This window comes from Caballeronia pedi, assembly GCF_001544915.2.
Classification (GTDB): Bacteria; Pseudomonadota; Gammaproteobacteria; order Burkholderiales; family Burkholderiaceae; genus Caballeronia; species Caballeronia pedi.
Genome location: NZ_FCOE02000063.1, coordinates 1 through 13592, shown reverse-complemented (window position 1 = coordinate 13592; position 13592 = coordinate 1). Strand labels below are relative to the sequence as shown.

Genomic DNA, 13592 nt, shown 5'->3' with positions numbered 1-13592 from the left:
CGTTCTCGGCGCCGCGGTTGTCTTGAATGAATCGCACGCTTTACTGCCTTTGTCTGCCGGTGATGCCGGTGTTACGTAAGTTGAGTCGTATGACCTGATTGGCTTCGCCGGGTGGACTCAGGCCGTTTTCCACTCGTCGGGGGTGAGGGTCTTCATGCTGAGCGCATGAATCTCCTCGCGCATGCGCTCGCCGAGCGCCGCATAAACCAGTTGATGACGCGCGATCAGCCGCTTGCCGACGAACGCATCGCTCACGATGGTCGCGAAAAAGTGCTGGCCGTCGCCTTCCACTTCGAGATGCTGGCAGGACAAGCCGCCAGCGATGTAATCCTTCACCTGCTCCGGAGTCGGCAACATGGAAGTCTCCTTGAATTAGTGACGCAGCTTGTAGCCGCTCGCGAGCAAACGCACGGCGATCAGCGCCAGCACGGCGAGAAATCCGCCGACGATGCCGAGGCTCACCAGCGGATCGACGTCGGACAGGCCGAAGAAGCCGTAACGGAAGCCGTCGATCATGTAGAAGAACGGATTCAGATGCGACACTGCGCGCCACAGCGGCGGCAGCGTATGAGTCGAGTAGAACACGCCGGAAAGAAACGTGAGCGGCATGATCAGGAAGTTCTGGAACGCGGCGAGCTGATCGAACTTGTCGGCCCAGATGCCCGCGATCAGACCCAGCGTGCCGAGAATGCCCGAACCGAGGATCGCGAACGCAATGATGTAGAACGGCGCCGAAAAAGACATCGGGATGAACCATATCGTCACGATGAACACGCCCAGGCCCACGCTTAGCCCGCGCACGACCGCCGCCAGCACGTACGCGAAGAACATTTCCCAATGCGCGATCGGCGGCAGCAGCACGAACACGAGATTGCCGGTGATCTTCGACTGGATCAGCGACGACGAACTGTTCGCGAACGCGTTCTGCAGCACGCTCATCATCACGAGGCCGGGCACGAGAAAGCTCGTGTAGCCGACGCCCGGATACACCTGCACATGCCCCGACAGCGCGTGACCGAAGATGGTCAGATACAGCAACGCCGTGACGACCGGCGCGAGCACGGTCTGAAACGAAACCTTCCAGAAGCGCAGCAGCTCCTTGTAGAACAACGTCCGGAAACCGCTCATGAAAGTCCCTCTACCACTTCCGGTTCGTTCATCACCTGCACGAACACGTCTTCCAGATCAGCCTTGCGCACGTCGATTTCTTCGAACGTGCAGCCGGCCGCGCGGCATTTCGCGAGAATCGGCTCGACCTCGTCGTAGCTCGCGAGGCGCAGCAGATGCTGCGTACCCGATACCGCGTGCGGATCGACTTCGAGCGCGCGCAACTCAGAGGGCAACGCACCGTTCGACAGACGCAGATACAACTGCATGCCCGAAAAGCGCTGCAACAGCGTGCTGGTGCGCTCCAGCGCGACCACTTCACCTCGACGAAGCATCGCCAGCCGATGGCACAGCGATTCGGCTTCTTCGAGATAGTGCGTCGTGAGCACGATCGTGTGACCTTCGCGATTCAGGCGCGAGATGAACTTCCAGAGCGTCTGGCGCAATTCGACATCGACGCCGGCGGTGGGCTCGTCGAGCACGATCACCGGCGGACGATGCACGAGCGCCTGCGCGACCAGCACGCGGCGCTTCATCCCGCCCGACAGCGCTCGCGTGTTGACGTCGGCCTTCTCGGTGAGATCGAGATTGGCCATGACCTCGTCGATCCAGTCGTCGTTGTTGCGCAAGCCGAAGTAGCCGGACTGAATCCGCAGCGACTCGCGCACGGTGAAGAATGGATCGAACACCAGTTCCTGCGGCACGACGCCGAGCGCCCGCCGCGCCGCCCGGAAGTCGCTGACGACATCGTGGCCGCGCACGGAGATAGTGCCGCTGTCGGCGCGAGCCAGGCCGGCCAGAATGCTGATCAACGTGGTTTTGCCCGCGCCGTTGGGGCCGAGCAAGCCGAAGAACTCGCCCTCTTCCACCGTGAGGCTCACGCCTTTGAGCGCCTGGAGATCCTTGTAGCGCTTCCTGACGTTTCGGATTTCTATGGCTGACATGTGGACAGTGCGCGCGCCGGACACGGCCGCGCCTCAATTGTGCGGATTCGCTTGACGGACCCGGACTCAGACAAAAAGGGCCGGGTACAGGCCCGAAAAAAACGTTTGATTATAGGGCAAAGCAGCTGGAGCCGACTTCGGAGCGATCCTGTTTGCGGCGGCGAAGCATGCTGCCGCCGTTCTGCGCGGAGTCAGAACAGGATCAATGTCGGAACGAGAGGAGCGTATCGACGCCGTAGGCTCGCGCGAGACTCACGAGCCCGGAAGGAAGGTTGAGGACGCCCAGTGCGGCGCCGCGCGCGGACGCTGCGCGCTGCCATGCGAGCAGCACGGCGAGCGCGGAGGAATCGAACCGCGTGAGCGGTGCGCAATCGACTTCGGTCGCGCCCGCTGCGATGCGCGACAGACCCGAATCGAGCGCGGCCTTCGCGCTCTCGTGGGTCAGCGTTGCGGCCGTCTGGAAACGGCCGCCCGTGGCTGGCGTGCTCACGATGCCTTGCCGCCTGCGAGTTGCTGGTTACGTTGCGTCAGGAACTGCAGCAGACCGCCCACGCCGTTCTGCGAAATCTGCTCGTTGAACTGCTGCTGATACGCCTGAATGAGCCACGCGCCGAGCACGTTGATGTCGTACACGCGCCAGCCTTGCGCCGTCTTGTACAGACGATAGTCGAGTTCGACCGGCGAGCCGTTGTTCATCACGACCGAGCGGACCACGACGTCGGTGTCGTCCGGGTTCGCGCGGAACGGCTTGTACTGGACCGTCTGGTTGCGCACCTGTGCGAGCGCGCCCGAGTACGTGCGGATCAGCAGCATCTTGAACTGCTCGACGATCTGCTTCTGCTGCTCCGGCGTGGCCGAATTCCAGTTGCGGCCCATCACGAGACGCGTGGTGCGCGTGAAGTCCGTGTACGGCAGGATCTTCTGGTTGACGAGTTCGGTGATCTTGTTGATATCGCCCGATTGAATTTTCGGGTCCGACTTGATTTCGTCGAGGACTTGCTGCGTCACCGTCTTGATCAGCACGTCGGGCGCGCTCGAGTCGACGCTTTGCGCCGACGCCGCGCCGCAAACCGCCATGAACATCGCGAAGAGGGGGAGAAGCAAAAGTTTTTTCATCACAGATCCTGCAAAAGTAAATGGCTTCGGTTTGAGCGCGCCGCCTGAACCGAGTTCAGGCGGCGCAGCGCTCAAATCGTAAGAAATGACGTTAGATATGTTACCGCGCGTTAGGGAAATCCCGCTCAACGCAAGCGGAATGAAGGGAAACCCGCCGGCGGAACGTACTGATTGCCCGGCACCGTATTGCTGGGCCCGCTTGCGGGAGCAGGCGCTGCGGCCGTGCCCGACGCCGGCGCGGCGGATGTGGCCGATGCTCCCTCGGCTGCGGCCGCGCCTTCGGTATCGCCATAGTTCGGCAATGGCGCTTCGCCGTAATCCGGCGTGTCATTCTCGCCGCCGGAGATCAGATACTGACGGCGTTGCAGATACGCGTTGCGTACGAACGAATATTTGTCGAGCGCGGCGTCGGCGAGCACGTCGGTCGCGCCCAGCAGATTCGCGCGCACATTGATGAGGTTCACGCCGTAGAGCGCCCAGCTCACCGAGTCCGGGCTCACATAGGTGAGCGGATTGCCGAAGTAGTCGACGACAAGGCCAGCGGAATCCCGCACGGTGCTCGGCCCGAGCAGCGGCAGCACGACATACGGGCCGGACGGCATGCCATAGTGGCCGAGCGTCAGGCCGAAATCCCCGGAGTGCTTCGGGAGCTTCGCGATGGTCGCGACGTCGAACAGACCGCCGACGCCGAACAGCGTATTGATCGCGACACGCATGATGTCCGACACGCCGTCCGCGATCTTCAACTGCAGCAGGTTGTTCGCGGCGATATACACGTCGCCGATATTCGAGAAGAAGTTGGTCACGCTGTTACGCACCGGCTCCGGCACCGCCCAGACATAACCCTTCGCAACCGGCTTGAACGCGTATTGATCGACGGTATCGTTGACCTTGAACATCGTCCGGTTGTAGCTCTCGAACGGGTCTCCCTTGGTCGGCGTCGTCACCGTCGCGCAACCGGCGAGCGCCACGGCCCCCGCCACGATGATTGCGCGCCGCATCCCCATCGCCTGCATGTTCTTCTCCTTATTGAGCCGCGCCCGACGCGCCCATCGCGCTCGCTGCGCCGGGGAAAGCCGGCGCGGGTGCGGGCGCGGGCACTGCCGGCGCCGCCGCCGATGATTTCGAGGCGCCGGAATCCGCCGCCTTGTTGTAGAGAAACTGGCCGATCAGGTTCTCGAGCACCACGGCCGATTGCGTCATCGTGATGGTGTCGCCGTTCTTCAGCATCTGGTCGTCGCCGCCCGGCTCGAGGCCGATGTACTGCTCGCCGAGCAGGCCCGAGGTCAGGATCTTCGCGGACGAGTCCTTCGGAAACTGATACTGCTTGTCGATATCGATCGTCACGACGGCCTGATACGTGTTCGCGTCGAAACCGATGCTGCCGACACGCCCGACCGTCACGCCCGCGCTCTTGACGGGCGCGCGTGCCTTGAGCCCGCCGATGTTGTCGAACTTGAGTTTCACCGCGTAGGTTTGCTGAAACGACAGGGAGCTCATGTTGCCCGCTTTCAGCGCGAGAAACAGCAGCGCCACGAAACCGAGCACCACGAAGAGGCCGACCCAAAAGTCGAGAGCAGTCTTTTTCATCGTCTTCCCAAAGAGAATCTTTTCGCAGATGGCGCGTGACGGTCTGTGCCCTTCACAACGCCCGCGCCATTGCCCGGCGCCTGCGTGTGGTCCATTAGCTGAACATCAGTGCGGTCAGCAGGAAATCGAGCCCGAGCACGGCGAGCGACGCGTACACGACGGTTTTCGTCGTCGCGCGCGACACGCCTTCCGGCGTCGGTCTCGCCTCGTAGCCCTGAAACAACGCGATGAACGTCACCGCGAAGCCGAACACGATGCTCTTGACGACGCCGTTGCCGACATCGCGCCACACGTCCACGCCGCCTTGCATCTGCGACCAGAACGCGCCCGGATCGACGCCGATCAGCATCACGCCGACGACATAGCCGCCGAGGATGCCGACCGCGCTGAAAATGGCCGCCAGCACCGGCATGGCGATGATGCCCGCCCACATGCGCGGCGCGACGACCACCTTCAGCGGATCGACCGCCATCATTTCCATCGCGGTGAGCTGTTCGCCCGCCTTCATCAGCCCGATTTCGGCGGTGAGCGAGGTGCCCGCGCGCCCGGCAAACAGCAGCGCCGTCACGACCGGGCCGAGCTCGCGCACGAGCGACAGCGCAACGAGCAGGCCGAGCGCCTGTTCCGAGCCGTACCGGCTCAGCGTGTAATAGCCTTGCAAGCCGAGCACGAACCCGACGAACAGCCCCGACACCGCGATGATCACGAGCGAATAATTGCCGACGAAGTGGATCTGTTTCGTGACGAGGCGCGGCCGGCGCAACAGCGAAAAGAATTCGGCCACGAGGCGCAGGAACATGCGCGTCGCGTAGCCCGCGGTGCCGAAACCGTCGAGCACCCAGCGTCCGAGCGCGCTGATCATGCCTGCCCTCCGATGCCGAAATCCGCGCCGAGCGGCGTGCTCGCGTAGTGGAACTTGAACGGGCCGTCCGGCGTGCCGTCGATGAACTGGCGCACGGTCGGGTCCTGCGACGCGCGCAGTTGCGCCGGCGTGCCTTCGGCGTGAATGCCGCCGTTGGCGATGAAATACACGTAGTCCGCGATCGCGAACGATTCGGGCACGTCGTGCGTCACGAGAATGGAGGTTGCGCCGAGCGCATCGTTGATCGTGCGGATGAGCTTCGCGGTGATGCCGAGCGAGATGGGGTCGAGGCCGGCGAAGGGCTCGTCATACATCATCAGTTGGGGATCCAGCGCGATTGCGCGGGCGAGCGCCACGCGGCGCGCCATGCCGCCCGAAATCTCCGACGGCGCGAGATCGCGCGCGCCGCGCAGGCCGACGGCGTTGAGCTTCATCAGCACGAGATCGCGGATCAGCGCTTCGGGAAGATCGGTGTGCTCGCGCAGTGGGAACGCCACGTTCTCGAACACGGTCTGGTCGGTGAAGAGCGCGCCGAACTGGAACAGCATGCCCATCTTGCGACGCAGCCCGTACAGACCTTCGCGCGTCTGCGCGCCGACGTCCTGTCCGCCGAACATCACCTGACCGCGGCTCGCCTTCACGAGACCGCCGATCAGACGCAAGGTCGTGGTCTTGCCGCAGCCGGAGCCGCCCATGACCGCGACCACCTGCCCACGCGTGAAACGCATGTTCAGGTCCGACAGAATGAGCCGGTCGCCGTAGCCGAAATCGACGTCGCGTAGCTCTAACAGAGTCTCGGAAGAGGCAGGCACTGGATAGGAGATTCCGTAGACGCAAAACGCCGAATTATAGGGCCTGCGCGCAATCGGTGCTTTGCCTAGGTCGGTGCTCTCCTGTTTTTGGGAATTTTCACCGTTGACCTGCAAACATCTGTTGCAGAGCCGAAACCGCCGACGCCGTGTCGGGCGCCTCGGTCACCGCGCGCACGACGGCCGCGCTGGCGACGTCCGTCGCGAGCACGTCGGGCATCACCCTGGCGTCGATTCCGCCGATCGCGACGAGCGGCACGCGGCCCGAGAGCAGTCGGACGTAGCGCGCGAGTCGTGCGAGACCCTGCGGTTTGGTCGGCATGACCTTGGTCGTGGTCGGGAAAACCGCGCCGAGCGCGAGATAGCTCGGCCTGAAATGCAGCGCGCGCAACATCTCGTAATAGCCGTGCGTCGAAAGCCCGAGACGCAGGCCGGCCTTCGCGGTCGCAGCCAGATCGGCGGTCTCGACGTCTTCCTGTCCCAGATGGACGCCGTAGGCGCCTGCGTCGATCGCTTCGCGCCAGTGATCGTTGATGAAAAGCTGCGCATCGTGCCGTCGCCCCGCTTCGACCGAACGTGCGATTTCGCGCCGCAGATCTTCGCCGTCGGTCGTCTTGCGGCGCAGTTGCGTGGTGCGCACGCCGAGTTCGAGCACGCGCTCGACCCATTCGGCGCTCGGCAGCACCGGATAAAGGCCGAGGCGATCCGGGCACGCCGGAAATCCGCCTTCGGGCGCGGGCGGCAAATCGGTCACGCGCGGGAAAGTCGCGAAGTCGACGGGCCATGCATCGTCCTTGTTCTCGTCGCCGGCGCGCCAGGCGAGTGCGAGCGTGAGCGCGTCGTGCGGTTCGAAATTGCAGTCGAGAAATGCGGCGAGCGCGGCCAGCCAATCATCAGACCAATCGCCTTCGAGCGCGAATCGCTCGTCGCCGCGACGAAGCGTGACTCGCCCGCCGTGCGCTTCGAGCACGGCCGCGCCGCTGGTCGCGAGCCGCCCGGTGTCCGCGTCGTGCGGTTCGGTGAAGACGATCAGATCGTCCGCTTTGGGCGATTCCGGCGCGGTCAGGCAAATACGCCAGCGCGTCTCGGCCACGGGCCAGTCGCCCAGACGCGCGCGAATCCGCTCAGCGACTTCGACGAGTTCGTCCGCGGGCGGCCAGAACACTTCGCGATTCAGCAAGCTCATGCCGTGCCTCCGTCCTGATGCCAGAACGGCATCCCGACAACCGGCGTGCTCGCCTGCGCGCTGTCGCGCTCGGCCATCGGACCGGCGAGGAACGCCGTACGCCCGGCCTCGACGCCGAGCGCGAACGCCCGCGCCATCTGCGGCGGGAAAGTCGCCTGCGAAACGGCGGTATTGAGCAACACGCCGTCGAAACCCCACTCCATCACCTGACACGCGTGCGACGGCACGCCGAGCCCTGCATCGACGATGAGCGGCACGTCCGGCAAGCGCTCGCGCAGCGTGCGCAGTCCGTAGGGATTGGTCACGCCCTTACCGGTGCCGATCGGCGCGCCCCATGGCATCAGCGCCTCGCAGCCGGCATCGAGCAGGCGCCGGCCGATCACCAGATCCTCCGTGCAATACGGCAGCACCTTGAAGCCATCGCGAATCAGCTTCGCCGCCGCTTCGACGAGCCCGATCGGGTCGGGCTGCAGCGTGTAGTCGTCGCCGATCAGCTCCAGCTTGATCCACGGCGTCTCGAAGACTTCGCGCGCCATGTGCGCGGTCGTCAGCACCTCGTCGACACTCTGGCAACCCGCCGTGTTCGGCAGCAGCGCGACGCCGTGGCGCTTCAATACATCGAAAAAGCCGGCCTCGCCGGTCTCCGACTGGCGACGCAGCGCGACCGTGACCATGCCTGGCCGCGCGGCGTCGATGGAGTCGGAAAGCGATTGCAGCGACGGATAGCGCGACGTGCCGAGCAGCACGCGGCTCGGAAACGCCTCGCCGTAGAGCATGAGGACGTCGGCGGTCTGTGTGGTCATGGTTCGATCCTTCGGGTTCGGAATTCAGCCGCCCGCGACGGGCGACACGATGTCGAGCTTGTCGCCGGCGGCGAGCGTTTTCGTGGCGTGCTGGCCGCGCGCCACGAACTGGCCGTTCAACGCGACCGCAAACGGCGGCTTCGCGCCGAACGCGGCGAGCGCTTCGGTGACGGTGGCGGCATCGGGCAAATCGAAAGCGCGCTGATTGATATGGATGTTCATGGCTCTGGTCTCTCTCAATGCGACAGCGCCGGCGCCACCGCGAATTCGCCCTGCAGCAGCTCGGGCCAGCGCGCGGCGCGGCGGAAATCGGCGAAGGTGTCGGCATCGGCGACATCGCCCTCGACGAGCGCGCCGGCGAGCCCGCAGGCCGCGTCGGCGACTTCCGGCGCGATCATGAAGCCGTGCCGATACAGCCCGTTCACGCGCACGGTCCGCGCCCCGTCCCAGACGATCGCCGGACGGTGATCCGGCAGGGTCGGCCTGCAATGCGCGTTCAGTTCGAGGATGCGCGCCTCGCCGAAGCCCGGATGCACCGCGAACGCCGCGCTCAGCAATTCGAGCGCCGAGCGCACCGACACGGGCGACATGTCCTCGCCCTCCACTTCGGTCGCGCCGATCACGTACAGATCGTTTTCCTTCGGGGCGATATAGAGCGGATAGCGCGGATGCAGCATCCGCACGGGCCGCGACAGCCCGATGCCCGGCGCATGCACGCGCGCGACTTCCCCGCGGATGCCGCGCAGCGCGGGCCACGCGGGCTTGCCGCCGAGTCCGCGGCAATCGATGATCCAGCGCGCGTCGGGCATGGCGTCGACGGCCGTGTTCCAGTGCGTGCGCACGCCGCGCGCGGCGAGTCCGGCGGCGAGCGCGGCGAGTGCCTGACGGTTGTCGAGCTGGCCCTCGTTCGGCAGCAGCCAGCCCTGCGCGAAACGCGTACCGAGCGCGGGCTCCGCTTGCGCGACCTGCGCGCCCGCGAGCTTGACGAATCCGCCGGCGAGCAGCTCGGCGGGCGAGTTGGCGCGCAGGCGTCGCTCGAAGAGCGGGGCTTCGGCGCGGTCGGCGCCGTGCCAGACGACGAGCGTGCCGTTGCGCTGAAAGAACACCGGCTCCGGCAATTGCGCGAGCAGGCGCGGCCAGCGTTCGAGCGACGCCGCCCCGAGCCCGACGACGAGCGGTTCCGCGCTCGCCGCTTCCGCGAGCGGCGCGAGCATCGCTGCCGCAACCCACGCCGCCGATTGCGTGCCCGCCGCGTCGCCGCGTTCGTAGAGCGCGACGTCATGCCCCGCGCCCGCGAGTTGCCAGGCGACGAGCCGCCCGACGAGCCCGCCGCCGATAACCGCGAAATCCGGCCGGCGCGCGTCGCCCTGTTCGATCCTGTTCAATTCGATGTCTCCATAGCGGTAGCGCTGCACTGCACGAGGAGACGAAGTACGCGATCTCGACCGTGCTGGCGCGGCGCCACATCACGAGGACGAAATCAGAGGAGAGAGACCGGCTCGACGCTGGAACAACGCGCCGTGCGGAAAGAAGTACTGGAAGAGACTGGAGGAATGGCGCGAGGCTCGCGCGTTCTCCGGAAACTTCCCTCGCCGGTATTACCCGGATCGGGTGCAAAGGGTCTCTCTCAGCCTCGCCACGCTGATGACCGTTCCGGCCACCGATGCACGCGAAGCACCCCTGTTTCGTCGAGGATCATTAAAACATGAAAGGCGAACCCGCTGCAAACCGGGATTGCCCGGCTTTTATCGTGCGCGGCGGCACTCTGGCACAATGCCGCGAACATGGTTTGCGGAACGATCGCGCGAAATTAAGTGAGCGTTAAGAGAACCCCGGAACAATTTGCGGGCCGGAAAAGGCCGCGCCCGGCGCGGCCGCGGACATAACATTCGGGCGCCTCGATGCGCACCAGCAGGAAGCTCATGACCAACATTCGTACCGAAAGCACGCAGCAAAAGGCCGACGAAGTCTCGGCATGGAGCCTCATCAAGCCCTACTGGGTGTCGGAGGAGCGCGGCTTCGCGTGGGGGCTGCTCGTGGCGATCATCGCGATCAACATGACCGTCGTGTATATCAACGTACGGCTCAACAGCTGGAGCGCGTCGTTCTACAACGCGCTGCAGAACAAGAACGTCACCGAGTTCCCACATCTGCTGCTGATCTTCACCGGGCTCGCTTTCGCCTACATTCTGCTTGCGGTGTATGGGCGGTATCTGCGTCAGATGCTCGGTTTCCGCTGGCGTCAGTGGCTCACCAACAAGTTCCTCGAACAATGGCTCGGCGATAAAGCGTTCTATCGCATCGAACGCGACCGCCTCGCCGACAACCCCGACCAGCGTATCTCCGACGACCTGCAATCGTTCGCGACCACGACGCTCTCGCTGTCGCTCGATCTGCTTTCGACGCTCGTGACGCTCGTCACCTTCATCACGATCCTGTGGACGCTCGCGGGCGCACTGACGATCACGCTCGGCGGCACGCCGATCAACATTCCAGGCTACATGGTGTGGGCCGCCGCGCTGTACGCGATCGCGGGCTCGCTGATCATCCAGAAGGTCGGGCATCCGCTCGTGTCGATCAATTATCAGCAGCAGAAGGTGGAGGCGGATTTCCGCTTCGGCCTGATCCGCGTGCGCGAGAACGCCGAGCAGATCGCGTTTTACGACGGCATCGCGACCGAAACCGCGAATGCGAAAACCATCTTCCAGCGCATCAAGGACAACTGGTGGATGATCATGAAGTACACGAAACGCATGACCTTCGTGCTGAGCTTCTATGGGCAGATCGCGATCATCTTTCCGATCATGGTCGCCGCGCCGCGCTACTTCGCGGGCGCTTTCTCGTTCGGCGTGCTGATGCAGATTTCATCGGCGTTCGGCACGGTCAGCGATTCGTTTTCCTGGTTCATCAACAGTTATTCGACGTTGGTCGAATGGCGCGCCACCGTCAATCGTCTGCGCGAATTCAAGCGCGTGATGCGCTCGACGCATATCCGCGAGGAAACGTCGCCGGCGACGGAGCACGGCGGCATCAACCTGCACTACACGAGCACGCCTTCGCTCACGACCAGCAACCTCGTGCTCGCGCTGCCCAACGGCACGCCGCTTTCGCGCGTGGCGAATGTGTCGATCGAGCCGGGCTCGCGCTGGCTCGTCGTCGGGCCGTCCGGATCGGGCAAGAGCACGTTGATGCGCGCGCTCGCGGGCTTGTGGCCGTTCGGCGACGGCACCATCGATGCGCCCGTCGACGCGAAGATGATGTTCATCCCGCAGATGAGCTATCTGCCGATCGGCACGTTGCGCGCGGCGCTTTCGTATCCGTCGCCCGGCGGCACGTTCAGCGATGAGGAATCGCGCGAAATCCTGCGTCTGTGCAATCTGGAGACGTATGCGGACCGGCTGGAAGAAAGCGCGCACTGGGCGCGCAGTCTCTCGCCGGGTGAACAGCAGCGGCTGGCCGCGGCGCGCGTGCTGCTGCACAAGCCGGACTTCCTGTTCCTCGACGAAGCCACCAGCGCGCTCGATGCCGAGAACGAACTGCATATCTACAACACGCTCGTCGAGCGATTGCCGAAGGCGGCGATATTGAGCGTGGCGCATCGCGAGTCGGTGGCGATGTTCCATGATTACAAGATCGAGATCGAGAGGATGTTGGTGGAGGCTTGATGGATACTCCTTCCTAATCAGAGTACGAAAAAAACCGCACCGGCGAGCCATCGTCGGTGCGGTTTTTCTTATTTGCTGGCCGGGTTAATCCAGCGAGTTCGTTGCGCCATAGACTATCGGCTCCCTCGGACATGGAAACGGCAGATGGATCTCAACCTACTGACAGACGACGATCTCGAATCGATGCGTCGTGCGCCGAAGGTTATCGACAATCCACGCGCAAGATGGGTGGCTAAACGTGGACTCGGGCACCACGAAAAGAATCTGGAACTTCATGATGCGCGCGATACAACTCAGCGATACCGGCTCTTCCTTCGCTTGTCGTCAACCAAGCCAAGTGCATTCTCTGTTGGCCTCAGGCGCATTTGGTCATCCGAAGCGTCGCTCTTACTGGTCCGGTACAACGGCCCCTACCATGCCCATGGCAACGTACTAGAGCAAACCAGGGTCGAGTTGGGTTGCCATAAGCACTTCACCACTGAACGGTACATTCGAGCTGGCCTTAAGGTGGACGGGTATGCCGAGGCCGCGACAGAATACAATTCGATCGAGAGCGCGTTCGAATGCTTCTGTAGAGAGTTTGGTGTAGCGGCACTCAACTTCAATCCTTTCCAACCTGAACTTGAGTATTGAAATGTCGAACGACGTATCAAGCGCTGTCCGACGCCTGCTGTGTGAGTCATGGTGTTCTGGTCTCGACGTCGCTCAAGACGGCGATGCACTTCGTCTTTGCATGCCTTTGCTGGAGCCAGACGGCGACTACGTGACGGTCTGGCTGAGGCAGATCATGGGAGGCTGGCGACTCGAGGACGGCGGCACCACGCTCATGCGCGTGTCATACGATACAGACGCAACGACTATGCTGCGCGGCCCGCGCCGCGTGTTGTTGGACCGGACCCTGGCCGAGTACGGTGCGCGACTCGGGGAAGACGGACAGATCGTTTCGGATTCCGATGAGTCTTATCTTGGCGCAGCTCTGCTTCGCTTCGGGCAAGCAATGCTTCGCGTCAACGATTTGCATGGCGGAACGAAAACGCGCGTCGCCTCCACATTCTTCGACGATCTGAACGCCCATTTAACGGACATCGTCGGCACGCAAAACGTGATCGCGGAGTATCGAGCGCCCGAAGTCCCCAACTCGGCTGACTATCCCATCGACTTCTTTGTGAAAGGATCGGCTGCGCCCCTCTTTGTCTTCGGCGTCCCGAATCAGGATCGCGCGCGCACTGCGACTATCGTGCTTCAGTACATCGATCAATACATCGCGCGTTTCGATTCGATTGTCGTCTTTCAGGATGCAAGCGCCATTGGAAGCATCGACTTGCGCCGGCTAATGAATGCAGCTAACGACATGGTCGACTCCATCGACGCCAAAGCCGCACTCGCCAAAAAAATTCGTCATCGAATGCGTACGGCGTAAAAAAGGCCACGCATCGTGAACTGCACCCCAAAAGTTGGACACAGATCCAACCTTTGGGGTGTTTTTCATGGCGAAGTACAGCGAGGGATT

The 13592-nt window shown here is 63.5% G+C and carries 16 protein-coding genes and 1 riboswitch; of the genes, 3 read left to right on the top strand and 13 right to left on the bottom strand.

Annotation, left to right across the window (positions count from 1 at the left end; translation table 11 throughout):
- Positions 1 to 117 precede the first annotated feature (117 nt).
- From AWB80_RS40260 to AWB80_RS40200, 13 genes are all read right to left on the bottom strand, one after another.
- On the bottom strand, positions 118 to 357 hold the full coding sequence (locus tag AWB80_RS40260) for a BolA family protein (RefSeq protein ID WP_061180189.1): 240 nt from the start codon (positions 355 to 357) through the stop codon (positions 118 to 120).
- A 15-nt stretch (positions 358 to 372) separates the two neighbouring features.
- Positions 373 to 1128: an ABC transporter permease gene (locus tag AWB80_RS40255; RefSeq protein WP_061180188.1), complete on the bottom strand. Its 756-nt coding sequence runs from the start codon at positions 1126 to 1128 to the stop codon at positions 373 to 375.
- Complete coding sequence (locus AWB80_RS40250; protein ID WP_061180187.1) at positions 1125 to 2051, bottom strand: ABC transporter ATP-binding protein; 927 nt, start codon at positions 2049 to 2051, stop codon at positions 1125 to 1127. Before AWB80_RS40250 ends, AWB80_RS40255 begins: the two co-directional genes overlap by 4 nt.
- A gap of 202 nt (positions 2052 to 2253) precedes the next feature.
- On the bottom strand, positions 2254 to 2541 hold the full coding sequence (locus AWB80_RS40245; protein ID WP_061180186.1) for an STAS domain-containing protein: 288 nt from the start codon (positions 2539 to 2541) through the stop codon (positions 2254 to 2256).
- Positions 2538 to 3167, bottom strand: a complete 630-nt coding sequence (locus tag AWB80_RS40240; RefSeq protein ID WP_061180185.1) for an MlaC/ttg2D family ABC transporter substrate-binding protein — start codon at positions 3165 to 3167, stop codon at positions 2538 to 2540. The genes AWB80_RS40245 and AWB80_RS40240 overlap by 4 nt, the downstream gene beginning before the upstream one ends.
- Before the next feature lie 125 nt (positions 3168 to 3292).
- Positions 3293 to 4183 (bottom strand): MlaA family lipoprotein, encoded by an 891-nt coding sequence (locus AWB80_RS40235; protein ID WP_061180184.1) that lies wholly within the window; start codon positions 4181 to 4183, stop codon positions 3293 to 3295.
- Between the two features lie 10 nt (positions 4184 to 4193).
- Complete coding sequence (mlaD, locus tag AWB80_RS40230) at positions 4194 to 4757, bottom strand: outer membrane lipid asymmetry maintenance protein MlaD (RefSeq protein WP_061180183.1); 564 nt, start codon at positions 4755 to 4757, stop codon at positions 4194 to 4196.
- Between the two features lie 94 nt (positions 4758 to 4851).
- Positions 4852 to 5619 carry a lipid asymmetry maintenance ABC transporter permease subunit MlaE gene (gene mlaE / locus AWB80_RS40225; protein WP_061180182.1) on the bottom strand — a complete coding sequence of 256 codons (768 nt, stop codon included), beginning with the start codon at positions 5617 to 5619 and terminating at the stop codon, positions 4852 to 4854.
- Positions 5616 to 6431 (bottom strand): ABC transporter ATP-binding protein, encoded by an 816-nt coding sequence (locus tag AWB80_RS40220; RefSeq protein ID WP_061180181.1) that lies wholly within the window; start codon positions 6429 to 6431, stop codon positions 5616 to 5618. The genes mlaE and AWB80_RS40220 overlap by 4 nt, the downstream gene beginning before the upstream one ends.
- Positions 6432 to 6528: 97 nt before the next feature.
- Positions 6529 to 7614 carry a thiamine phosphate synthase gene (gene thiE, locus AWB80_RS40215; RefSeq protein WP_087132005.1) on the bottom strand — a complete coding sequence of 362 codons (1086 nt, stop codon included), beginning with the start codon at positions 7612 to 7614 and terminating at the stop codon, positions 6529 to 6531.
- Positions 7611 to 8417, bottom strand: a complete 807-nt coding sequence (locus AWB80_RS40210; RefSeq protein ID WP_061180180.1) for a thiazole synthase — start codon at positions 8415 to 8417, stop codon at positions 7611 to 7613. Before AWB80_RS40210 ends, thiE begins: the two co-directional genes overlap by 4 nt.
- A 24-nt stretch (positions 8418 to 8441) precedes the next feature.
- Positions 8442 to 8639 (bottom strand): sulfur carrier protein ThiS, encoded by a 198-nt coding sequence (gene thiS, locus AWB80_RS40205; RefSeq protein ID WP_061180179.1) that lies wholly within the window; start codon positions 8637 to 8639, stop codon positions 8442 to 8444.
- A gap of 14 nt (positions 8640 to 8653) precedes the next feature.
- The gene (locus AWB80_RS40200; protein ID WP_061180212.1) at positions 8654 to 9802 is read right to left on the bottom strand and encodes an FAD-dependent oxidoreductase; all 1149 of its coding nucleotides are present in this window, start codon (positions 9800 to 9802) and stop codon (positions 8654 to 8656) included.
- Positions 9803 to 9984: 182 nt separating this feature from the next.
- Positions 9985 to 10109: riboswitch (TPP riboswitch) on the bottom strand.
- Positions 10110 to 10339: 230 nt separating this feature from the next.
- Here AWB80_RS40200 and AWB80_RS40195 point away from each other — a divergent pair.
- The 3 genes from AWB80_RS40195 (at position 10340) to AWB80_RS40185 (ending at position 13502) form a co-directional block, all read left to right on the top strand.
- Positions 10340 to 12082: an ABC transporter ATP-binding protein/permease gene (locus tag AWB80_RS40195; protein WP_061180211.1), complete on the top strand. Its 1743-nt coding sequence runs from the start codon at positions 10340 to 10342 to the stop codon at positions 12080 to 12082.
- Positions 12083 to 12226: 144 nt separating this feature from the next.
- Positions 12227 to 12715 carry a hypothetical protein gene (locus tag AWB80_RS40190; protein WP_061180178.1) on the top strand — a complete coding sequence of 163 codons (489 nt, stop codon included), beginning with the start codon at positions 12227 to 12229 and terminating at the stop codon, positions 12713 to 12715.
- 1 nt (position 12716) lies between these two features.
- Positions 12717 to 13502, top strand: a complete 786-nt coding sequence (locus AWB80_RS40185; RefSeq protein ID WP_087132004.1) for a DUF1828 domain-containing protein — start codon at positions 12717 to 12719, stop codon at positions 13500 to 13502.
- Positions 13503 to 13592 lie beyond the last annotated feature (90 nt).

Excerpts from the sequence above, each read along its gene's own strand:
- AWB80_RS40185 (WP_087132004.1), top strand. The coding sequence starts at position 12,717 with ATGTCGAACGACGTATCAAGCGCTGTCCGACGCCTGCTGTGTGAGTCA.
- thiS (WP_061180179.1), bottom strand. The coding sequence starts at position 8,639 with ATGAACATCCATATCAATCAGCGCGCTTTCGATTTGCCCGATGCCGCC.
- AWB80_RS40240 (WP_061180185.1), bottom strand. The coding sequence starts at position 3,167 with ATGAAAAAACTTTTGCTTCTCCCCCTCTTCGCGATGTTCATGGCGGTT.
- AWB80_RS40195 (WP_061180211.1), top strand. The coding sequence starts at position 10,340 with ATGACCAACATTCGTACCGAAAGCACGCAGCAAAAGGCCGACGAAGTC.
- AWB80_RS40260 (WP_061180189.1), bottom strand. The coding sequence starts at position 357 with ATGTTGCCGACTCCGGAGCAGGTGAAGGATTACATCGCTGGCGGCTTG.
- mlaD (WP_061180183.1), bottom strand. The coding sequence starts at position 4,757 with ATGAAAAAGACTGCTCTCGACTTTTGGGTCGGCCTCTTCGTGGTGCTC.
- AWB80_RS40250 (WP_061180187.1), bottom strand. The coding sequence starts at position 2,051 with ATGTCAGCCATAGAAATCCGAAACGTCAGGAAGCGCTACAAGGATCTC.
- AWB80_RS40210 (WP_061180180.1), bottom strand. The coding sequence starts at position 8,417 with ATGACCACACAGACCGCCGACGTCCTCATGCTCTACGGCGAGGCGTTT.
- thiE (WP_087132005.1), bottom strand. The coding sequence starts at position 7,614 with ATGAGCTTGCTGAATCGCGAAGTGTTCTGGCCGCCCGCGGACGAACTC.
- AWB80_RS40190 (WP_061180178.1), top strand. The coding sequence starts at position 12,227 with ATGGATCTCAACCTACTGACAGACGACGATCTCGAATCGATGCGTCGT.
- AWB80_RS40255 (WP_061180188.1), bottom strand. The coding sequence starts at position 1,128 with ATGAGCGGTTTCCGGACGTTGTTCTACAAGGAGCTGCTGCGCTTCTGG.
- mlaE (WP_061180182.1), bottom strand. The coding sequence starts at position 5,619 with ATGATCAGCGCGCTCGGACGCTGGGTGCTCGACGGTTTCGGCACCGCG.
- AWB80_RS40235 (WP_061180184.1), bottom strand. The coding sequence starts at position 4,183 with ATGCAGGCGATGGGGATGCGGCGCGCAATCATCGTGGCGGGGGCCGTG.